The sequence below is a fragment of the Methylobacterium sp. V23 genome, from assembly GCF_002917135.1.
Taxonomy (GTDB): Bacteria; Pseudomonadota; Alphaproteobacteria; order Rhizobiales; family Beijerinckiaceae; genus Methylobacterium.
Genome location: NZ_PDHT01000012.1, coordinates 38,677 through 58,099 on the forward strand (window position 1 = coordinate 38,677; position 19,423 = coordinate 58,099).

A 19,423-nucleotide genomic window follows, 5' to 3' on the forward strand; every position below is an offset into this window, starting at 1 on the left:
CCATTCCATCGCAACGATGCCCCCGGCAGGTCGACCAGACGGCGGGGCTGGTACGCGAACTCAGCCAGGGCGCCGCTCGGATCGGCGACGTGTTCGGCATGATCTCGGGCATAGCCTCGCAGACCGACCTCCTGGCGTTAAATGCGACCATCGAGGCCGCAGGGGGCCGGCGAGGCATGCAAGGGGTTCGCGGTCGTAGCGTCAGAGGTCAGGAATTGGCCTCGCAAATCTCGAAGGCAACGGAGGAGATCGGGCGGCAGATCGCGGCCATGCAGGCCATGACGGGCCGAGCCGTGGATGCCATCGCGCAGATCGCAGGACGCATCCGCGAGATCGATGCCTCGACGGGGTTCATCTCCACAGCCGTCGAGCAGCAAGGCGCGGCGACGTAGGAAATCGTGCGCAACGTGGCCTAGGCGGCACAGGGGGCCGGTGAGGTGACTTCGGGTATCACGTCGGTCGCGGCCGCATCCGGCGAGACGGGAGCGGCCGCTACGCAGGTGTTAAGCTCGTCGGGTGAGGTTGCGCGGCATGCAGAGCAACTCTCGGCCGTGATGGCCCGCTTTCTCACCACCGTTCAAGCCGCCCGAACGCGGATGCCGGCGTCGAGGTCGTCGCCGGCATCCCTCCATGATTGGTCCCGCCACGGCGGGGATCCCCCGACCGGATGGATCCGAGGGCTACCGAAGCTCCTCGGGGGAGCTGGCGGCATGTCGCCCGTCATGTTGTGGTTCCCCGATTCCGGAGCGGATGCCATACCGGCACACGCCGGGCCGGGGCGTCCGCTACCCTGTAATCCATCGTGCGGAGCGGTCGTTGAAGACGCCGACGCGCGCATGTCCCTCGGTTTTGTCCTCGACGTTCCCATGTGCGCTCAGGCAGACGTTGCAGTCGCGAGGAACTCGTCGATGTCGCCACGCAGCCTGGCCATCTGGTTACCGAGCGACGTCCGGGCCGATCCGACCTCGACCGAGGCGGCCGATGCCGCGCGCGTTGACCGGCCGAGCTCGACGAGGGTCTCGACGACCGAACGGGTATGCTCCGCCGTGACGTGAACGGTCTGGGCGAGCTCGGCGGTCACGGCCGTCTGCTCCTCGACCGCAGCGGCGATGGCCGCGGCGATGACGTTCACCTCCTCGATGACTTTTCCAATACGCTCTATGTCGCCGGTGCTGTCCCGGGTGGCACACTGGATGGCCTCGATCTTGGAGCCGATCTGCGAGGTCGCCTGGGCCGTCTGGCTGGCAAGCTGCTTCACCTCCGTGGCGACGACGGCGAAGCCCCGACCGGCCTCGCCGGCACGCGCCGCCTCGATGGTGGCGTTCAGGGCGAGGAGGTTTGTCTGGTTGGCGATACCGCTGATCAGTTCGACCACCTGCCCGATCTCCATGGCCTGCTGGAGCAGGTTCGCCATCGATGCCTGGGTGCCGCTCGCGGTCACCACCGCGGACTTCGCCACGTCGGACGAGCGGGCCGCCTGCTGACCGATCTCCCGGATGGAGGCGGCGAGTTCCTCGGTGGCGGCGGCGCTCGTCTGCATGTTTGCCGAGGTCCGCTCGGCGGCCTCCGAAACGTTCCCGGACAGGGCGAGAGCGTGGTCCGTGGCCCGGTCGAGTGCCTCGGCATTGCTCGACAAGGCGTCGGTCGCTGCTTCTGCAACACCAAGCGAGCCCGAGACGGCCGTTGAGAACACGGCGACCGCGGTGCCGAGCGTCTCGCCACGACGCTCGCGGTCCTCGATCATCACCTCCTGATAGACGGAGATGGCGTAGTCCATGTCCAGCATGACCACCTTGTTGAGCGCCTCGATCTTCCGTCCCAGCGCCGCGCCGCTGATGCGATGACGACGGGCCAGATGCCGAACGATCTCGTTCAGGACAAAGGCGTATCCCCCGATGTACCAGCGCGGCTCCAAGCCGATCTTGTGATGCACGAGACCGATGCGTCGAATGCTCTGCTCGTAGTCGGCATCAAAACGACCGGAGAACAGGCGGGTCCAGTGCTTGGTCTGGACCGAGACCAGCCGCTCCTGCTGGGTCCCAAGCATCGCGGCCAGATGGGGAACGGCGAACATCTTCTCATAGAAGCGACCCATGATCCCCGGGATCGCGCACTCGATGACTGGCCAGAGACTCACGATGTCTCGGCGCGTCTCGTCGTCGATCTCCAGGAAGGTTAGGCGGTCCTGCTGATTGCCCTGATCCATGTCAGATGTCTCTCTCACCGGCTTTTTGCGCTTGCTCGATTGCCGATATCGCGGCGTACTGAACCTGACGCGAAGGTTAACGGAGCATCGTTGCCAAGGAGCTAATATTGGCTAAGGTTAGCTTGCGACCAACGACATGAATGATGTCACGGGCGTTTTTGTCCGCCGGACTGCGTTGAAATTGACAGGTTTCGTGTCGCAGAGTGGGGTACCGTCGCAGGGCGGCGTGGCAAGGCGTCCCGGTCCGCGGCGCACATGGGTCGGACCGTGGAACGGCCGTACCTCAGACCTCGCGGACACCCGGCTTCGCCCCGTCCTCGAACGTGAACTCGACCCCGGCCTTCTCCAGCGCGCGGCGAACCGCGATGGCGGTCTCGCTACGGGTCCGGATGGGTGAGTTCGGATCCTCAAGCCGGTTGATGGTCGAGACGGATACGTTCGCCAGCCGGGAGAGGTCTTCCTTCGAAAGGCCGACGAAGGCGCGCGCCGCGCGGATCTGGCCCGGGGTGGGAAGCTCCTCCCCCGGGAGTGGGGCGGCGGAGGGGTCCCTGATCGCGTTCGACCGGACGGAAGTCTCGGATGAGCCGTAGCGGTTGCGCCCGGCCACGTTGAGGCAGACCCCGACCCACTCCCGGACGGAGCCGTCCTTGTTGAAGACGGGAGCGCCACGGGCGTTGAACCACCGGTAGATGCCGTCCGCACAGAGGACGCGGTAATCGGTGTTGTACGGTGCTGCATGCTCGACGGCCGTCATCCAGGCCGCCCTCGTGCGGGGTTGGTCCTCCGGATGGATCGCGTCCAACCAACCGAGGCCCTGCATCTGCGCATGGGACTGCCCCGTGAGCTCCATCCACTGAGGCATTTCGCTCGGCTCCCCGTTGGCCTTGTTGATCCAGAAAACGGTCGCGGTCGCGGCGACGAGGGCGTTGAGCCGGTCGTGCCGCTGCATCAGGGCGTTCATGGTGTCGTGCTGCGTGGTGACGTCGAACACCACGCCCATGCCCAGGCTCGGCTTGCCGTCCGGACCGAGGATGACTTCGGCTTGGTGGAGAAGCCAACGCTGCGTCCGGTCTGGACGGATGATCCGGAACTCCCGGTTGACCGGCTGGCCCGAGCGGAGGACGGCGATCTGGTCGCCATGGGCTGCATGGTCGTCGGGATGGATCATGTCGAGGCCGAAGCCGAAGGTCATTTCCTCGGACGGGTCGAGTCCCAGGATGCGATAAAGCCCGGGCGAGACGTCCATGCGTTCGGCGCGAAGGTCCGCGGACCAGAAGCCGACCTTGCCCGTTTCCTCGATGAGCTTGAGGAAGTGCCGCGAGGAAAACGCCCGGGGAGCGGAGCCCTTGTCCGCCACCGAGGACGGACGCATGAACGAAAGACCGGACATCGCTTGAACCTCGGCACCAGGCGCCCTTGCGCTTCGTGATATTTTCGATAGCACGCAACTCGTATTTGAAGCCTTAAAAGAAATGAATCATATCAAGCGCACTTCTGCGATCCCCATCAGTACCTTGCGACAAACCAAACCCATTTGACCGCGGTAATGGGTCAACGGATATGGTCAGTCCACTGGCCATTGGTACACCTGTCGGACTTGAAGCTCGAATGCCGACGCCGCAAGTTGGTAACGGATATCGTTACGCCCTCCATCATCGATGTTGCTGCCCTGACATAAAACCTTTCCTACCTTTGTCTCGGATCGGAAAGACCACACCGATGATACGATAAGTGCCATGATATCCGCATGATGCATCCGTGTTTCGCGGATCGATTTGAGCCTCCGTCAGCGCGCCTCACCCATAGTTCCCTCGTGATGGCAAACGGCCATCGAACGAGGGAAATGACGGATGTTCTTCGGTAGCCATGCACTGACCTCCAAGCTGAACGCACTCGACGCGTCGCAGGCACTGATCGAGTTCGACCTCGAAGGCAGGGTCGTCGCCGCCAACAAGAACTTCCTGGACGCGTTGGGTTATCGCCTTGACGAAATTCAGGGACGTAACCATTCCATCTTCGTCGACCCGGCCGAGCGGGAGGGCGAGGACTACCGTCGCTTCTGGGACGCCCTTCGCCGCGGCGAGTTCCAGTCGGCCGAGTACAAGCGCATTGGCAAGGGCGGACGCGAGGTCTGGATACAGGCCAGCTACAACCCGCTGATCGGACGTGACGGCAAGCCCTACGGCGTGTTCAAGTGCGCCGTCGTCATCACCGCGCAGAAACTGCGCAACGCCGACTTCGAGGGCAAGCTGAACGCCCTCGACCGCTCGCAAGGCATCATCGAGTTCAACCTCGACGGCACGGTCATCACCGCGAACCCGAATTTCCTGGCGGTCGTCGGCTACGCTCTCGACGAGGTGGCGGGCAAGCCCCATGCGATGTTCGTGGATGCGACGGAGCGGGACGGCACGGCTTACCGCGCCTTCTGGGATCGCCTTCGACGGGGCGAGTTCCAGCAGGCGGAGTACCGGCGCATCGCCAAGGACGGCCGCGAGGTCTGGATCCAGGCGACGTACAACCCGGTGCGCGACGCTTCCGACCGGCTGGTAAAGGTCGTCAAGTTCGCCACCGACATTACCGACGCCGTCAGGGACCGGCTCCGGCGGGCGGAACTCCAACGTGGGATCGACCGCGACCTCGATGGAATCGCCGCCTCCGTCTCGCGAGCGTCCCAGCAGGCGATGGGGGCCGCTAGCGCTGCCGAACAGGCCTCGGGCAACACGCAGAACGTTGCCGCCGGTGCCGAGGAGCTCGCGGCCTCCGTCGGCGAGATCAGCCAACAGGTCAATCGCGCCCTCCTGGTTACGGGACGCGCCGTCGAGCAGGCCAACGCGACCTCCGTGGTCGTTGCCGGCCTCGCCGCGGCCGCGCAGCGCATCGGCGAGGTCGTCGAGCTCATCGACAGCATCGCGAGCCAGACCAACCTCCTGGCATTGAACGCCACCATAGAGGCGGCGAGGGCCGGCGAGGCGGGCCGCGGCTTCGCCGTCGTTGCCGCCGAGGTAAAGAGCCTCGCCGCCCAGACCGCGAAGGCCACCGAGAGCATCGGACGCCAGATCACCGAGACACAATCGGCCGCAAACGAGGCCGCCGCAGCCATCGCGGGCATCGGCGGGACCATCGGCGAGGTCAACGAGATTTCAGCCGCCATCTCGACCGCTGTCGAGCAGCAGGCGGCGGTCGCCCAGGAAATGTCCGCCAACATGCAGGCGATGACGGGCGCGGTCACCGAGATCAGCCAGAACGTCGGGCTGATCGCCACGTCGACCCAGGAGATCGACGCCTCGACCCGCCAGGTCCGTGAGGCGTCCCGGAACATGGCGGCCTAAGGGCCGCGCCACCTACCCCCGTGACGAGGAAAAACCGATGGACGACCTTCTGCGCGAGTTCCTGAATGAGAGCGGGGAGCATCTCGAAACCATCGATGCGGAACTCGTCCGCTTCGAGCGTAATCCCGGTGACGAGGCGATGCTGCGCAACATCTTCCGACTCGTTCACACCATCAAGGGCACATGCGGCTTCCTCGGCTTGCCGCGCCTGGAAGGGCTTGCCCATGCGGCCGAGACCCTGATGGGCCGGTTTCGCGACGGGCTTCCGGCGACCGCCGATTCCGTGACCCTCGTCTTGGCGACCCTCGACCGCCTTAAGGAGATCCTGACGGCGCTGGAGGCCGCCGGCACCGAACCGGAAGGCTCGGACGACGACCTCATCGACGCCCTGGAACGATTGGCGGCGGAGCCCAGCACCATGGGCGCCGAGGCTGTCGTCGAGGCATGGTCGCAGAGTGCCGGGACGATGGCGTTCGGCCTCGGGGGCGAGACCTCGTCGATCATGGATGAGCTTGAGGCGGCGTTCCGGGCCGCTCCGGGGCCGGACGCAGCCGAGCCCTTTTCCGAGGCACCCTCGGCGAAGGCCGCCCTACCCGCGCCTGATGCGGGCACGTCCGGGGCGCAGACCATCCGGGTGAACGTCGATACCCTCAAACACTCCATGACTATGGTGTCGGAGCTGGTGCTCACTCGCAACCAGATCCTGGAGATCGCCCGCACCACCGAAGACGAAGCCTACAAGGTCCCCCTCCAGCGGCTGAGCCAGGTGACCCCGAGCTCCAGGACGGGGTGATGCGAACCCGCATGCAGCCCATAGGTACCGCCTGGCAGAAGCTGCCGCGCGTGGTCCGCGACCTCTCGGGCGAACTCGGCAAGCGGATCGAGCTCGTCATGACAGGTTCCGAGACGGAACTCGACCGCCAAGTGCTCGACGCGATCAAGGACCCGCTCACACACATGCTGCGAAACTCCGCGGACCACGGCCTGGAGGGGACCAAGGTTCGCATCGCCGCCGGCAAGGCGTCCACGGCACGATCCGCCTGTCCGCCTTTCATGAGGGCGGCACAATCACCATTGAGGTCTCGGACGACGGCAAGGGCCACGACCTGACCGCCATCCGCCGCAAGGCGGTCGAACGCTGCATAGCCATCCAGGCCGAGGTCGGGCGGACGACGGACGCGCAGGCCGCGCGCTTCATCTTCCATGCGGGCTTCTCGACAGCCGCCGCCGTGACCCCGGTCTCCGGGCGCGGCGTCGGGATGGACGTGGTCAAGGGCAACGTCGAGACCATCGGCGGGGTCATCGACATCGCCACTCGTTCGGGCGAGGGTATCACCTTCACCATCAAGATACCGCTGACCTTGGCCATCTTCGCCGCCCTGATCGTCCGGACCGGCAAGGACCGCTTCGCCCTTCCCCAATCGGCGGTGCTGGAGCTCGTTCGCGTCGGCAGGGCGGCGGACCAGCGGGTGGAGCGCATCAACGGTGCCCCTGTGCTGCGCCTACGCGACCGGCTGCTTCCCGTTATGCCGCTTTCAGGCGTCCTCGGGGTCGGCGATGCCGCCGGGGAGGACGGCATCGTGGCCGTGACCCAAGTCGGGCGCCAGCGCTTCGGCATCCTCGTGGACGAGGTCTTCCACACCGAGGAGATCGTCGTGAAGCCGATGTCGTCCAAGCTACGCCACATCCCGCTCTTCGCCGGAAACACGATCCTGGGCGACGGGGCCGTGGTGCTCATCGTCGACCCAAACGGCGCGGCCGAGAGGATCGCCTCGGACGCCCGCGAACCCGTCGACGCCGGGGGGCGGGTGACGGTCCGACAAAGGCCGAGGAAGCCCAGAGCTACCTCGTCTTCCGTGCCGGTCCCGACGTTAGGGCGGTCCCCCTGTCCCTCGTTACTCGCCTGGAGACCGTCGATGCCGAGAGGATCGAGTGGCTCAGCGAACGCCCGCTGATCCAGTACCGTGGCCACCTGATGCCTCTCGTCGCCGCGGACCCAGGCAAGGCGGTCCTACGCGAGGGAAGCCAGGACCTGCTTGTCTTCTCGGACGGCACGCAGTCGACGGGCCTCCTCGTCGACGGCATCGTCGACACCGTCGCCGAGCACGCCAGGATCGAGACCGGGTTCGACAGGCCGGGCATCAACGGGTCCGCGGTGCTGCGCAGTCGTGCGACGGACATCGTCGACGTTGCGCATCACCTCAACCTGACGGGCACGGGATGGGGACAGGGCACCCATCTCAAGGATGCTCGGCGGGAGCGCTCCGGCATGGCCGAATCGCCTGGCGGGGGGTGATTTTCGCTGCCTCCCCCGGCCGTGATCAGGCCGCAATTGAAGGGACCGCCGCGCCGGCCGCTTCCGCCAGCGGTTGGAAGGCCCGGACAAGGTCGATGTCGATTTTACCGTCCATGCCCTGCAGGGTGGCGTAGGCCTCGTCGCCTCCAAGCGGCTTCTTGTAGGGACGACGCTCGATCAGGGCCCCGAACATGTCGCAGACCGTCACCAGCCTGACGAGATCGGGTATCCGGTCGGACCGTAGGTTGTCCGGATACCCGGATCCGTCGAGGGCCTCGTGGTGCGAACGCACGACCGTGAGCATCACCTCCGGATAATCCCCATCCCTCAGCAAATCGTATCCTATGGTCGGGTGGGTCCGCATCACGGCCAACTCTTTATCATCTAGCCGGCCGGGCTTGTTCAGGATCGACAGCGGGATGCGGGACTTGCCCAGATCGTGCAGGAGCGCCGCCTGCGTGAGCTCATGGCAGTCGGCCTCGCGCATGCCGAGGTGCCGGGCGAACCCGGCCGCGAGGCCCGCGACAAGGAGGCAGTGCTGGTGCGTCGCGTCGTCGAAGCGCCAGACCACGTCGAGCCAGGTCCGGACGTCGGCCTTGTCCAACGCGCTCAATACGAGCTCGGCGCCCTGCCTGACCAGACCTCGGGTCGGGGCGGTACCCGCTCGTCCGAGGTCGAGAAGGTGGGTGAGGACGACGTCCGCGGCGGCCGCACCGGCCGTGGTGGCGCGACCGGCATCGAGAAGCCGGTCCCCCACGAAAAGCCCTTCGAGCGTCTTCGCGAGGGAACGTGCCGCGTATCCTGCGCTTAGGGTCCGATTGGCGCCAAGCGCCTGGGCCTGGACGCGGGCACGGGGCGTATCCTCGTGCATTAGGCAGAGGAATGGCGGGCGGTTGGGTCCGAGGCGGCCGAGGTGCCGGCGCAGGGCTGCGACCTGCGTAGAGCGCGAAAGCGAAGCGTCGCTCACCACCGCCCTGATGCTTTCCGGTGCAGGCAGGGTCGTTGGCTCGGCCGGGTCGAGCAGATCGACCAGCACCGGCTCGCCAAGGGCTTCAAGGAGACTGGCAAGCTTGCGGCTCCGGGTCGGCATATCAGTGAGGAGGAGTATGGCTGCCACGTTCGTACCCATGTCGTCGCATGTTCGAGCGCAGTCTATCCGCCGGGGTGCTAGCACCAATTGAGGGCGATCCGGTAAAGTCGGGGGTATTCGATGATTTTCGATCCGACGAAATGACGTAATGGGATTCACTCATTCCGAACGGGCGATCTCGTGGCACGAAACACCTCACGCAGAACGTCAGACCCCCCCCCGGAACCTTAGACGGCAGCAACTTCGTTAATGCGAAGGCATGGGACCTAGGTAGGCTCGGCCTATCCCGGCTCGGACCTTTTAGTCGTCTCTTCATGGGAGCGGGTGACCGCCGACGGCGGTTCTAAGGCAGTCGCTCGCTGGAACATCCAATGACAGAGGCTGATTGGTGATGCCTCTTGGCAGGACGACGGGATGCGGTCGAGCCGCATCCCGCGTGGTCCATAGGGAGAGGTGTGACCATCAGGCGGCGAGTGCCGGCTCCGGTTTCAGCTCTTCCAGTTCCAGGGTCGGCCCGAAGAACTCGAAACGCACCTGCTCCACCGGTATCCCGGCACGATGAAGGCCGCCGGCGAGCGACGCCAGGAACGGGGTAGACCCGCATAGGTAGTAGGTCACTTCCGCATGGGGGGTGTTCGCGATGAGCCAGCCGACGGTCACCACTCCCTCCTCGTCGTAGTCCATGCCGAGCCGGTCCCCCACATCCGGAGCCGCATAGAACGTCCGGGTACGAAGGTCGGACAGCGCATTACCGGCGTCGGCCAGTTCCCGACGCATGGCGTGCACACGTCCGTTGCGGGTCCCGTGGACGTACCAGGTGGGACGTCCGGGAGACTCCGAGGCGATGGCCCCCAGCATGCTCATCATTGGGGTAAGGCCAACGCCACCGCTGACCAGGGCCACGGGGCTTATCCTACCCTTGTCGAGGAAAAAGTCGCCGGCAGGCGGGGCCACGCGAAGGACGGTACCCGGTGTGGCATGGTCGTGCAGCCAGTTCGACTGCCGAGATCATGGACGGGAAAATCGTTCGTCTCTGGATGCTCTTGAACACGCCTGCCACCTGAGGCCAAGCCTCTGTTGAAAGCATCCCTATCAAGAAACTAATGCAGTTTCATGATGTGGGATGGCAGATTGTCGGGCGTACTGCACGTCCTTCTGCACATGGCCGAGGCTGACGGACCGGTGACGTCTGAGCGGCTAGCCATGATGATGGGGACCAACCCAGTCGTGGTGCGCCGGACCATGGCGGGACTGCGCGACCTGGGGCTCGTCGCGTCCGTGAAGGGGCATGGCGGCGGCTGGACCATCGCCTGCGACCTCGGCCGGGTGACCTTGCGCGATGTCTACGTCGCCTTGGGCTCGCCGGAGGTGTCCGCGATGGGACACCGAAGCGGGGAGCCGACCTGCCTCGTCGAGCAGGCGGTCAACGCAGCCCTCGCGGACGCCTTCCGGGATGCCGAGTCTCTGCTGCTCTCGCGTCAGGGCGACGTCACGTTGGGCCGTCTCAGCGCCGATTACCACGCGCGCTTAGCCAAGCGCGGACCGTGCGGGCAGGAGGCCCCATCCGATGACGCATAGCGCGCAGGCTGCACCGACCAACTTCGTGGCTGCCTTTTCTGACCCGGCGGCGGCCGCGCGATATGCCGACGGACCGCCCCGTTTCGTACCCGGCTTTTAGGGCGCTGCACAGGATGACCGGCATCCTGCTGGCCGAACACGCGCCGGCCGATGCGCGCGTCCTGGTGCTCGGAGCCGGAGGGGGACTGGAACTACGGGCATTGACCGAGGCGCATCCCGGCTGGACGTTCGTCGGCGTCGACCCCGCCCGTGAGATGCTCCGTCACATTAGGCAACGCCCCTTCGAGCGGTTCGACCTTTCCCACGCCGCCGGCGAATCGCCAGACGCTCCGGTTTCGAGCGGGTCCGGGCTCAAGCAGCCAGTACCAAATGTCTTCGCGGTATCGTTAGGTCGAGCACGATCCCACGTCGGCGTTCGTCTTCACGGTGATGCCCAGCCGGGCCGCGATGGCGCCTTCGACGAGGAGCTTGGCCATCTCGGTTGCCGAGCTCGGCCTCCAGGGAGACGGCAAGATGGGCGCGAGGGACTTCAGGACGGACACGGCCAATCGCTCGTCGAGCCGCGCGCTTTCGCGTTGCCCGTCGAGGGCGCTCGGACGCACGATTGTCAACGATGGGAAGGCCGTCGCCGCGAGATCTCTCTCTAGTTCGCCCTTCCTGCGGGTATAGCCGAAGCGCGAGCAGGGATCGGCACCGAGCGAAGAGACTAGCGCGAACCGGGTCGCGCCCTGGCTGCGCGTGAGCTGCGCGATGGCGAGCGGATAGTCCCGGTCGATCGCCAGGTACTCGCCCGGCGACGGGGTGCGGGCGCGCGTCGTGCCCAGGGCGCTGATGACGCCGTCCACGTTCCACCAGTCGGCATCGGCGGGGAGGTCCGAAAAGTCGATGACGACGTTTCGCAGCTTGGTATGGGTCTCGACCGGGCGACGAGTCAGGGCGACCACGCGGTTGATTCGGCTATCAGCGAGCGCCAGTCTCAGGGCAAGGCCTCCGACGAGACCGGTGGCACCGGCGATGAGGACCGTGGTCATGCCGGACGCCCGTGCCGCTCAGCCGCCCTAGAGGCGTGCGCCAACTTGGAAAGGTGCGGCTTCAAGCCTGCGGCGAGGAGCCGGTCGAGTGCCCGGTCCGACAGATAGCGGGTCAAGCCGACGAAGACCCCGCTCCAGCGGCCAACGGTGTACCGGGTCCTCGGGCGCGCGCTGGTGATCGCATCCGCGATGGTGCGGGCTGCATCCTCGGGCGAGGCCCCGCCCTCTTCCGAGGCCTCGGCCTGCGCCACCACCGCCCGCAACAGCGCCGCGTAGCGCCCGCGCTGCACGGCGGTCATGGCGTCGATGACCCTCTCGGCCCGGGCACCGACCTGTCCGAGCATCTCCGTCCTGACAGCCCCCGGCTCGATTACGACGACCCTCACCCCGAGCGGACCGACTTCGCGGCGCAGCGAGTCGCTGAGCGCTTCCAGCGCGAACTTGGTGCATGCGTAGGGACCGTAGGCCGCCATCGCCACCCGGCCGCCCACCGACGATACGTTGACGATCGTCCCGCCGCTTTCGAGTAAGGCGGGAAGCAGGGCCTGGATGACCGCGACATGGCCGAACAGGTTGACCTCGAACAGGCGGCGCCAGTCCGGCAGCGCGTACGTCTCCACGGGCGCGTTGATCCCCACACCGGCATTGTTGACCAACACGCCTAGCCGTCGACGCTCGGGATCGTTCCTGACGCACTGCGAGAGCGCGGCGATCCCAGCCTCGTGGGTAATGTCGAGAATGATTGGCTCGATGTTCGCGGTGCGCAGCGCGTTGGCGTCCTCCTCTCGGCGGACGCCCGCCAAGACATGATAGCCCCGCTCAGCGAGCTCGCGCGCCGTCGCCGCGCCGATGCCGCTCGACGCTCCGGTGACGACGGCCACCTCTCGACGCGAGCCGGGTTGGGTTTCGGCGCTGGTCATGGTGTCTCCGATTCTCGTTCAGCTGATCGAACGCCACAGAGCGTCGAACCCAATCGCCGCATGACCTTCGGCGGCGGCCGGGTCGGCCGCGATGCCGTCGATGGTGGCTTCCATCATGGCCATCACCATCGAGGCGACGAACATCGGGGAGGCGTGGCGCATCGCACCGTCGGCGCGGCAGCAGTCGAGGAGCGCGGCGACCCGAGCGTAGGGTCGGCTCGCGATGTCGCGCGTGGCGGGCGTCAGTTCGTTCGACACGCCGAGCTGCGCCAGCGCGAGGCGCTCCAGCGGTTTCTCCCGCGCCCAGCGCAGCATTCCGTACCAGACGTGCCGCAACTGGTCGCGAGGCTCGACATCCTCCAGGATGCCGTCCGTGGTCGCGGCGGCCATCCGCAACTTCAGCTCGACATAGAGTTCGTTCAGCAGGTCGGCCTTGGTCTCGAAATAGATGAACAGGGCTCCGTTCGAGACGCCTGCGGCCTTCGCGATTGAAGCCGTCGACGCGCGCAGTCCCTGCTCGGCAACGATCTTGATCGCCGCCTCCATGATCTCGCTGCGCTTCGCTTCGCTTTTCGGTCTTGCCATAGCAGAACGATATGAAAGAGCGATCAGCCAGTCAATAATGCTTCGAGCGCGTTGCTGGTCTTCCCGACCTGGAGGGAAGGGTGCCGTGGCACCCCAGAGGTTGGTCGAACACTGCGCCACGGGCCCAAGCATTGGTATCGATGTTGATGCGCCTCGCGACCTTTAGCGCCAGGCAGGCGCGACTGTGCTCGTCGATCAGCGTCAGGATACGCAGGCTTCGCCCGTCATGGGTCTGACCCTGCACAAAGTCGAAGCTCCAGACGTGATTGCGATGGAGAGGCCGCAGCCGCACGCAGGAGCCATCGTTCAACCACAACCGGCTTCGCGGCCGATGCTTTTGCGGAACCTTGAGCCCCTCACGACGCCAGATCCGCTGAACCCGGTCTTTCCCCCCCTGCCAGCCCGCTGCCTGCAGCAGCGCGGTGACGCGGCGGTAGCCATAGCGTCCGTACTCGGACGCGAGGGTGACGATGGCGCGGGTCAGCGCATCCTCGTCGGCCAGCACGGTCGGTACGTAGCGTTGCGTTCCCCGATGCTGCCAACGATCCGGCAGGCATGGCGTTCTGAGAGACCAAACTTCTCACGAATGCCGTCGACAGCCTGCCGGCGTCGCTCCGGGGCTACAAGTTTCCCGAGGCGACGTCCGCAAGCACCTGCTTCTCCAAAGACAGGTCGGCTACGAGCCGACGCAATCGTGTGTTCTCGCGCTCCACATCCTTCATCCGACGGGCCTGATCGAACTGCAGGCCGCCGTACTCCTTGCGCCAGCGATAGTAGCTTTGCTCGGAGATCTCGGCCTCCTTGCAGGCCAGCGCCAAACTCTTGCCCTGGGCCGTCTGAACCTCAATCCGGCGAAGCTTCAGCACGACCTGCTCCGCACCCGTCTTCTGACCTCGCTTCATGTCCCAACTCCTTCGGTCCTGGCTGATCCTCTCAATCAGCCCGGTCCAAAGCCAGCCGGTCAGGTCACCGCCTAAAGGTCCGCACATTCGGTCCCGTCTTCGTCAAGCTGCATGCTACTGTCATAGACGTCGAAGAAATAGAGGGGCATCGCGGTGCCCATGCGTGGCGGTTTCAGGGGACCACGAAGGACCGGGTTCCCTCACATGCATATGTCCGGACGGACGCTGGCCACCGATGGACCGGACGACGGTCAGTGGCTCATCAGGCAGCAGACCGGACAGTGGGCGAGCAGGTCGCGGGTGACGCCGCCGAACGCCCATTCGCGCAGGCGGCCGTGGCCATAGGCCCCCGACACGAGCAGGTCGGCGGCGTGCTCGCTGGTCGCTTCTAAGAGCGCTTCGGCCGTCGAAGCGCCATAAGCGTCCTTCGGTACGGCGGTGGCGTGGACGTCGTGGGCCTGGAGGAAACCAATGACGTCCCGCGTGTCGCCGGCGCCCGCGCCTTCGTCGACGGTGAGCACCACCACGCTGGAGGCACGCTTGATGAAAGGCAACGCATCGCGGACGGCACGATGTGCCTCGCGCGTGTTCTTCCAGGCGACGGCCACCCGCCGCGCATCGAGATGGTCCACTGTCGGCGGGACCACTAGCACTGGGCTGCCGAGCCGCATCACCGCATCGCCGGGATCCACCGACAGGAGCGGACTGCCGTCGTCGCCCCGGCCGACGATCACCAGGTCTGCGGCGGCCGACTGGCGGGCCAGGAACTCCAGCGAGAAGTCCAGGTTCGAGCGCCACTCGACCCGGCTTCGGCCGGCGCTGGCCTCGTCGAAGGCCGCATGGGCGATCCGCAGATCGTTCAGGACGGATTCCTGGACCGAGGCAAGGCAGTAGGCACTCCCCAACGTCGGGCCGACGGGCGCTGCCTCATAGGCCGGCATCTCGGCTGCGACGCCGATGAGGCGAGCCTTGAAGTCGTCGGCGAGGTGCCCGGCGAGGCGGATGCGGCTGCGAGCAGCCTCACCGAGATCGACCGAGACCATGAGGCTGGCATAGGACATGGGGCTCTCCTGTTCGGCGACGGCTTCGCGGGGGGTGCGCAGGACCGGCGGTGAACTCGGCCCCGGCCGGTGGTTCAAGCGTGCGTCCGCTCTCCCGCATCCTGGCTCCCGCAGGCCGGCGGGCATTGATCCAGCGCAAAGGGCTCCCGGGATCGGATTCTGTTCTCCATTGGGCATCCCCTGCGCTTTGCCTGGTTCCCCTCCGCCAGGCGGCCCATCCGGACAGCCCGTGCGACAGCATCGGTCAGGCACGGTCGGTCGAGGACGGGGACGTCGCCGAAGGCCCGCGGAACGGGGATGGAGCCCGAGAACATCGCGAACGGGATGCCGCGTCGGCGCAGCGCGCAGGCAAGGGGAAAGCAGGGTCCTTCATGCAGGTCGACGCTGACGAGGGCGAAGGCCGGCTCGCTGCGGGCCAGCCCGTCCATGGCCTCGTCGCAGGTGGGGTAGGGGCCTTCGACCACGTAGCCTTCGTCGGACAAGGTATCTTCCAGCCACATGGCCGGTAGCGCCTGAGGCTCCGCCACGAGAACGACCGGTCTGGAGGCTTTATCGTTCCTCGGCATGGCGCACCCTTCCGATGTTGGAAGCCCTGAGGATCGGGCAGGTGGGCCAAGCCGACCTTGATCTATCGCAACGGAAGGACAGCCCTCACCAGCATCGCGGCGACCGCAACGAGCATGCAGGCGGTGGCGACCCAGCCGAGCCACCGGAGAGGCCCGCGCACCGCGAAGGCCCCCATGATGTCGGTGCGGGCTGCGGCCAGCATCATCACGGCCATGATCGGCACCGCGATGATGCCGTTGACAACCGCGCTCCAGTACAGCGCCCGGATGGGGTCGACGGCACCCAGGCTGATGATCATGCCGACGATAGTGGCGAGCGCCACGGTCCCGTAGAAAGCGCGGGCCTCCAGCAGGCGCCGGCCGAAGCCCACCGGCCAGCGCTGTGCCTCGCCGACCGCGTAGGCAGCCGAGCCGGCCAGGATCGGCACCGCCAGCAGCCCGGTGCCGATGATGCCAAGCCCGAAGACGCCGGCTGAGAGGGGACCGGCAATGGGCCGGAGCGCCTCCGCGGCCTGGGCCGAGGTCTGGATGTCGGTGATGCCGCGTGGGTGCAGCACCGCGGCGGTCGTCACCATGATCGCCAGGGCGACGACGTTCGAGAACGTCATGCCGACGAGGGTATCGACCTGGATCCGGTGAAGGGCTGCCTTTCCCTGCTCGGGGGCATGCGCGAGGTCGCGCCGCCGAGGATAGGCGTGCAGGTCCTCGGCCTCCTCCGCCGCCTGCCAGAAGAACAGGTACGGGCTGATCGTGGTGCCGAAGATCGCCACCAAGGTCGTGAGGCTGGTCCCGCTGCCGTCGAGGCGCGGCAGGGCCATGGCCCATGCCAGCTCGGACAGGAGACGCGCGCGAAGATCACCACGCCGAGATAAGCGAACAGGCTCAGGGTCAGCCACTTCAGCACGGCGACGTATCGTGTGTATTGCAGCACCAACTGCATGAACACGCAGGCCCCCGAGAACAGCGCGACGTAGAGCCAGCGTGGTCCCGGCAGCAGCAGGTCCAGGGCGTCCGCCATCGCCCCGAGATCCGCGCCGAGGTTCAGGACGTTGGCAAAGAGAAGAAGCATAACCACGGCCTGCAGGAGGCCGTTGGGATAGTGCTGGCGCAGGACGCCGGCGATGCCGTGGCCGGTGGTGCGCCCGATCCGGGCCGAGACCATCTGCACGGCGGCCATCAGGGGCAGGCTGTAGAGCATGGTCCAGCACAGGCCGTAACCGAGTTGCGCTCCAGCCTGCCCGTATGTGGCGATGCCGCTGGGGTCGTCGTCCGAGGCCCCCGTGATCAGTCCCGGCCCGAGAACGCCTAGCAGGCGTGGTTTTGACGGACCGACCGTGGCACTCAGGCCCTCCGGATCGTCTGGTTCGGCCAGGATGCCGGTGACCGGTACCGGCACCTCGGTCATGGGCCGATGCCCCGCGTGCCATCAGGGCAAATGTCGTGCGTGAGTGACGACAGGGCATCGGGCCCGGACCAGATCGTGCGGGCGACCTTCAAGGCAGCGTCCAGGTCATCGCGGTCCGTGCCATAGCGACGGCACAGGGCTTCGAGCCAAGGCAGCGTGCCGTCAGGGCCAGGCCAGATCGCCGTGGCCGCAACGTGGTACATTCCGTCGAGGGCCTCGATGCCGTAACCGGTGACGGCCCATTGCCGCCCACGCCAGTGCACCGGTTCGGTAAGCTCGTGTCCCATGACGTCACTCCCATTCGATACGGGGTTACGTAAGTTCTTCCTGCACTTCCGCCGCGTCGCAGGCGTCCGCTCGAAGCCGCCAATCCACCAAGCCATTGGCTTCGCAGAACAGGGTCTGCCCGGCTGTGATGGCAGATTCCGATGACGGAGCCGGGACGACGACCTGATGCTGGAGCGCGCGCCGCTCATGGCCGGTATCGTCGCTGACCTGCTTGTGGAACGTGACCACGAACATTCTCATCGGATCGCTTTCGTTCTTCCGTGGCGGGACGATACCTTGCCTTCCGCATCAGGGATTGAGCCCGGAGCGATGCCGACGCCTTGATCTGCCTCAACCTGGGTGACCGCCTGCGGAAAGAAGCGGGCGCGCTTCGGTTCCGGGCACGCCTCTTCAAGGCCGGCGCCTACCGCTCTGTGCGCGTGGGCTTTTCCATGGAGGGGCCAGTAGCGTTCCATGGCGAGGTACGTGAACGAGGCCGACCAGCCGATCAGCAACAGGCCGTTCAGGGCCTCGACGCCGGAGATCAGGCGGGCATGCCCGACGGGGAAGTGGTCGCCGAAGCCGAGGGTGGTGTAAGTGACCACCGAGAAGTACAGGCAGTCCTCGAAGGTGGTGACCGGCACGCCCGCGAAGGCGCCGTTGCCCAGCCGGAGCACGAGCAACCAGTAGGCCCCGGCGTAGATCCAGACAGCCATCGTGTGCCCGACGAAGGCCGCCAGCACCACCACGAGAATGCGGGCGCGCGGTGGAATCGGAAGCTCCGCCAGGTGCTCTGAGGTCAGGCGCAGGATCTCGTACAGCACCAGGATGGTGGTGATGACGAGGACGACGCTGGCGGCCATGGCGAGAAGCATGTGGTTGTCCCGGGAATGAACCCGGGAGGAGCATGCCCCGCACTGCAACGGTCGCCTTGACCTGCCTCAACGCAGCCCCGGACGCCCGCATCAGCTTTCTAGTCCCGAGGTCAGCGGGCCCTGATCCAGATCAACGCGGGACCCGATCCCCTGCCGTCTCCTGGTGGATGCGCCCCAATCCCGGGCGTGCGTCAGCAAGGGAGGCCGGCCATGCCGGACGTTCGCGTATCCGAGGATCTGTGGTCCACCGGAATGCTGCCCGAGGGCATCCTGGAGCGCTGGCTGGTCGAGGACGGGGCCAGGGTGAGGGCCGGGGAAGCCGTGGCCGCCGTCCGGATCGGCGAGGCGCTCCACGACATCGTCTCGCCGGTCGGGGGACGCCTGGAAGTGGTCGCGCCAGCCAGCGAGGTCGTCGACCCAGGCTGCATCATCGCCGAGGTTCATGCCTGACGCCGCGCAGCGGCCGGACCTTTGAGGGAGATCAAGGCCGGCCGGCCCGCGAGGCGAGAGGATTACGGGAGCGAGCCGCGGCGGATTGCGCCGCGGGCATCGGTTGGAGGCTTTGCATGGCCCGGTCGCACCTGCACGCGCATCCCTCGCCGTCGGGATGGCGGACGGACGAGATCCTTCTCGGCACCCTGCAGCACGCGGCCGGCGCCGCGCTGGTGCTGGCCGCGTGGGTCCTCCTCCTTATTGACCAGGGACGCCCTGGCGCCTCCGCCCTCCTGCCGGGACTGCTGATCTTCGGGCTGTCCGCCGCGAACCAGCTCCGCTTCCGAGCCGTGTTGGAGCGAGCCGTTGCGCTCGCCGGCGCCTGGACGGTGCTGGCCCCGTGGATGCTCGGGTTCGCCGCGAACGATCTCGCGACCTGGGCCCACGTGACGCTCGGTGGTGTGACCTTCGTGTCCGCGCTGGCCTGGCTCAAGCTGGCGAGGAAGCCATGACCGGAGCGTCATCACCCCAAGCCGGCATCTTCGCGCTCGCGGGATTGGCGATGCTCGCCGTTACGTTCCCGGCTGCTGCCGGCGCGGATGAAGATCACCGCATCCAGGGCTGGACCGTCGCCGCGCAGCATTGCAGCCGGTGCCACGTCATCGGCAAGGAGCCACAGGAAGGCGGGCACGTCGGACCGGACTTCCGGACCATCGCCGCCATGCCCTCGACCACGGGCGTGGCGCTCAACGTCTTCCTGCAAAGCCATCATCAATGGATGCCAAGCGTGCAACTGGACCGGGACGAGCTGGATGCAGTCATCGACTACGTCCTCAGCCTCAAGACGGCGGAGCCCGCAAGGCCGTGAGGCCGGAGATCG

Annotated in this window: 18 protein-coding genes and 4 pseudogenes; 8 read left to right on the top strand and 14 right to left on the bottom strand. The window is 66.5% G+C overall.

Annotated features, from left to right (window positions below):
- Positions 1 to 2 precede the first annotated feature (2 nt).
- The gene (locus CRT23_RS29095; protein WP_280951981.1) at positions 3 to 392 is read left to right on the top strand and encodes a methyl-accepting chemotaxis protein; all 390 of its coding nucleotides are present in this window, start codon (positions 3 to 5) and stop codon (positions 390 to 392) included.
- 482 nt (positions 393 to 874) lie between these two features.
- Here the strand turns inward: CRT23_RS29095 and CRT23_RS13130 are convergent, their stop codons facing one another.
- On the bottom strand, positions 875 to 2,206 hold the full coding sequence (locus CRT23_RS13130) for a globin-coupled sensor protein (protein WP_103710073.1): 1,332 nt from the start codon (positions 2,204 to 2,206) through the stop codon (positions 875 to 877).
- A 283-nt stretch (positions 2,207 to 2,489) separates the two neighbouring features.
- Positions 2,490 to 3,596, bottom strand: coding sequence for a PAS domain-containing protein (locus CRT23_RS13135; protein WP_245436192.1), 1,107 nt, complete (start codon positions 3,594 to 3,596; stop codon positions 2,490 to 2,492).
- 460 nt (positions 3,597 to 4,056) lie between these two features.
- On the opposite strand from CRT23_RS13135, the gene CRT23_RS13140 reads away from it, so the two are divergent.
- Together CRT23_RS13140 and CRT23_RS13145 are read left to right on the top strand one after the other, a co-directional pair.
- On the top strand, positions 4,057 to 5,535 hold the full coding sequence (locus tag CRT23_RS13140; protein ID WP_103710074.1) for a PAS domain-containing methyl-accepting chemotaxis protein: 1,479 nt from the start codon (positions 4,057 to 4,059) through the stop codon (positions 5,533 to 5,535).
- 37 nt (positions 5,536 to 5,572) lie between these two features.
- Positions 5,573 to 7,744: pseudogene (locus CRT23_RS13145) on the top strand (chemotaxis protein CheA); the annotation flags it as partial.
- 112 nt (positions 7,745 to 7,856) lie between these two features.
- Here CRT23_RS13145 and CRT23_RS13150 read toward each other — a convergent pair.
- Positions 7,857 to 8,948: an HD domain-containing phosphohydrolase gene (locus CRT23_RS13150; RefSeq protein ID WP_181017343.1), complete on the bottom strand. Its 1,092-nt coding sequence runs from the start codon at positions 8,946 to 8,948 to the stop codon at positions 7,857 to 7,859.
- 435 nt (positions 8,949 to 9,383) lie between these two features.
- A complete protein-coding gene (locus CRT23_RS13155) occupies positions 9,384 to 9,824 on the bottom strand; it encodes a hypothetical protein (RefSeq protein ID WP_348628854.1) in 441 nt (146 codons plus the stop codon).
- Positions 9,825 to 10,034: 210 nt separating this feature from the next.
- Between CRT23_RS13155 and CRT23_RS13160 the strand changes: the two genes are divergently transcribed.
- Positions 10,035 to 10,499 carry an Rrf2 family transcriptional regulator gene (locus CRT23_RS13160; protein ID WP_103710077.1) on the top strand — a complete coding sequence of 155 codons (465 nt, stop codon included), beginning with the start codon at positions 10,035 to 10,037 and terminating at the stop codon, positions 10,497 to 10,499.
- Positions 10,489 to 10,759 (top strand): annotated as a pseudogene (locus tag CRT23_RS29100) (class I SAM-dependent methyltransferase); the annotation flags it as partial. The gene CRT23_RS13160 and the pseudogene CRT23_RS29100, both read left to right, overlap by 11 nt.
- A 126-nt stretch (positions 10,760 to 10,885) precedes the next feature.
- On the opposite strand, the gene CRT23_RS13170 reads toward CRT23_RS29100, so the two are convergent.
- From CRT23_RS13170 to CRT23_RS13215, 10 genes and pseudogenes are all read right to left on the bottom strand, one after another.
- Complete coding sequence (locus tag CRT23_RS13170) at positions 10,886 to 11,530, bottom strand: NAD(P)H-binding protein (protein ID WP_103710078.1); 645 nt, start codon at positions 11,528 to 11,530, stop codon at positions 10,886 to 10,888.
- Entirely contained in the window at positions 11,527 to 12,450 is a 924-nt protein-coding gene (locus tag CRT23_RS13175; protein WP_103710079.1) for an SDR family oxidoreductase, read from the bottom strand. The genes CRT23_RS13170 and CRT23_RS13175 overlap by 4 nt, the downstream gene beginning before the upstream one ends.
- Before the next feature lie 18 nt (positions 12,451 to 12,468).
- Positions 12,469 to 12,996 (bottom strand): TetR/AcrR family transcriptional regulator, encoded by a 528-nt coding sequence (locus CRT23_RS13180; RefSeq protein WP_181017344.1) that lies wholly within the window; start codon positions 12,994 to 12,996, stop codon positions 12,469 to 12,471.
- A gap of 181 nt (positions 12,997 to 13,177) precedes the next feature.
- Positions 13,178 to 13,937: pseudogene (locus CRT23_RS13185) on the bottom strand (IS3 family transposase); the annotation flags it as partial.
- Between the two features lie 251 nt (positions 13,938 to 14,188).
- Positions 14,189 to 14,998 (bottom strand): universal stress protein, encoded by an 810-nt coding sequence (locus tag CRT23_RS13190; RefSeq protein ID WP_103710081.1) that lies wholly within the window; start codon positions 14,996 to 14,998, stop codon positions 14,189 to 14,191.
- A gap of 74 nt (positions 14,999 to 15,072) precedes the next feature.
- Positions 15,073 to 15,498: a histidine kinase gene (locus tag CRT23_RS13195; protein ID WP_245436209.1), complete on the bottom strand. Its 426-nt coding sequence runs from the start codon at positions 15,496 to 15,498 to the stop codon at positions 15,073 to 15,075.
- Between the two features lie 128 nt (positions 15,499 to 15,626).
- Positions 15,627 to 16,969: pseudogene (locus CRT23_RS13200) on the bottom strand (divalent metal cation transporter).
- Complete coding sequence (locus CRT23_RS13205; RefSeq protein ID WP_103710083.1) at positions 16,966 to 17,256, bottom strand: hypothetical protein; 291 nt, start codon at positions 17,254 to 17,256, stop codon at positions 16,966 to 16,968. The pseudogene CRT23_RS13200 and the gene CRT23_RS13205 overlap by 4 nt, the downstream one beginning before the upstream one ends.
- A 25-nt stretch (positions 17,257 to 17,281) precedes the next feature.
- Positions 17,282 to 17,497 (bottom strand): hypothetical protein, encoded by a 216-nt coding sequence (locus CRT23_RS13210; protein ID WP_103710084.1) that lies wholly within the window; start codon positions 17,495 to 17,497, stop codon positions 17,282 to 17,284.
- Positions 17,494 to 18,111 (bottom strand): potassium channel family protein, encoded by a 618-nt coding sequence (locus CRT23_RS13215; protein ID WP_103710085.1) that lies wholly within the window; start codon positions 18,109 to 18,111, stop codon positions 17,494 to 17,496. The genes CRT23_RS13210 and CRT23_RS13215 overlap by 4 nt, the downstream gene beginning before the upstream one ends.
- Before the next feature lie 210 nt (positions 18,112 to 18,321).
- Between CRT23_RS13215 and CRT23_RS13220 the strand changes: the two genes are divergently transcribed.
- The 3 genes from CRT23_RS13220 (at position 18,322) to CRT23_RS13230 (ending at position 19,411) form a co-directional block, all read left to right on the top strand.
- Positions 18,322 to 18,561, top strand: a complete 240-nt coding sequence (locus CRT23_RS13220) for a biotin/lipoyl-containing protein (RefSeq protein ID WP_056220123.1) — start codon at positions 18,322 to 18,324, stop codon at positions 18,559 to 18,561.
- Positions 18,562 to 18,677: 116 nt separating this feature from the next.
- Positions 18,678 to 19,055 (top strand): SPW repeat protein, encoded by a 378-nt coding sequence (locus CRT23_RS13225; RefSeq protein ID WP_103710086.1) that lies wholly within the window; start codon positions 18,678 to 18,680, stop codon positions 19,053 to 19,055.
- Positions 19,052 to 19,411, top strand: coding sequence for a c-type cytochrome (locus tag CRT23_RS13230; protein ID WP_103710087.1), 360 nt, complete (start codon positions 19,052 to 19,054; stop codon positions 19,409 to 19,411). Before CRT23_RS13225 ends, CRT23_RS13230 begins: the two co-directional genes overlap by 4 nt.
- The last annotated feature ends 12 nt before the right edge of the window (positions 19,412 to 19,423 follow it).

Excerpts from the sequence above, each read along its gene's own strand:
- CRT23_RS13130 (WP_103710073.1), bottom strand. The coding sequence starts at position 2,206 with ATGGATCAGGGCAATCAGCAGGACCGCCTAACCTTCCTGGAGATCGAC.
- CRT23_RS13135 (WP_245436192.1), bottom strand. The coding sequence starts at position 3,596 with ATGTCCGGTCTTTCGTTCATGCGTCCGTCCTCGGTGGCGGACAAGGGC.
- CRT23_RS13140 (WP_103710074.1), top strand. The coding sequence starts at position 4,057 with ATGTTCTTCGGTAGCCATGCACTGACCTCCAAGCTGAACGCACTCGAC.
- CRT23_RS13160 (WP_103710077.1), top strand. The coding sequence starts at position 10,035 with ATGATGTGGGATGGCAGATTGTCGGGCGTACTGCACGTCCTTCTGCAC.
- CRT23_RS13170 (WP_103710078.1), bottom strand. The coding sequence starts at position 11,530 with ATGACCACGGTCCTCATCGCCGGTGCCACCGGTCTCGTCGGAGGCCTT.
- CRT23_RS13175 (WP_103710079.1), bottom strand. The coding sequence starts at position 12,450 with ATGACCAGCGCCGAAACCCAACCCGGCTCGCGTCGAGAGGTGGCCGTC.
- CRT23_RS13180 (WP_181017344.1), bottom strand. The coding sequence starts at position 12,996 with ATGGAGGCGGCGATCAAGATCGTTGCCGAGCAGGGACTGCGCGCGTCG.
- CRT23_RS13190 (WP_103710081.1), bottom strand. The coding sequence starts at position 14,998 with ATGTCCTATGCCAGCCTCATGGTCTCGGTCGATCTCGGTGAGGCTGCT.
- CRT23_RS13195 (WP_245436209.1), bottom strand. The coding sequence starts at position 15,498 with ATGTGGCTGGAAGATACCTTGTCCGACGAAGGCTACGTGGTCGAAGGC.
- CRT23_RS13205 (WP_103710083.1), bottom strand. The coding sequence starts at position 17,256 with ATGGGACACGAGCTTACCGAACCGGTGCACTGGCGTGGGCGGCAATGG.
- CRT23_RS13210 (WP_103710084.1), bottom strand. The coding sequence starts at position 17,497 with ATGAGAATGTTCGTGGTCACGTTCCACAAGCAGGTCAGCGACGATACC.
- CRT23_RS13215 (WP_103710085.1), bottom strand. The coding sequence starts at position 18,111 with ATGCTTCTCGCCATGGCCGCCAGCGTCGTCCTCGTCATCACCACCATC.
- CRT23_RS13220 (WP_056220123.1), top strand. The coding sequence starts at position 18,322 with ATGCCGGACGTTCGCGTATCCGAGGATCTGTGGTCCACCGGAATGCTG.
- CRT23_RS13225 (WP_103710086.1), top strand. The coding sequence starts at position 18,678 with ATGGCCCGGTCGCACCTGCACGCGCATCCCTCGCCGTCGGGATGGCGG.
- CRT23_RS13230 (WP_103710087.1), top strand. The coding sequence starts at position 19,052 with ATGACCGGAGCGTCATCACCCCAAGCCGGCATCTTCGCGCTCGCGGGA.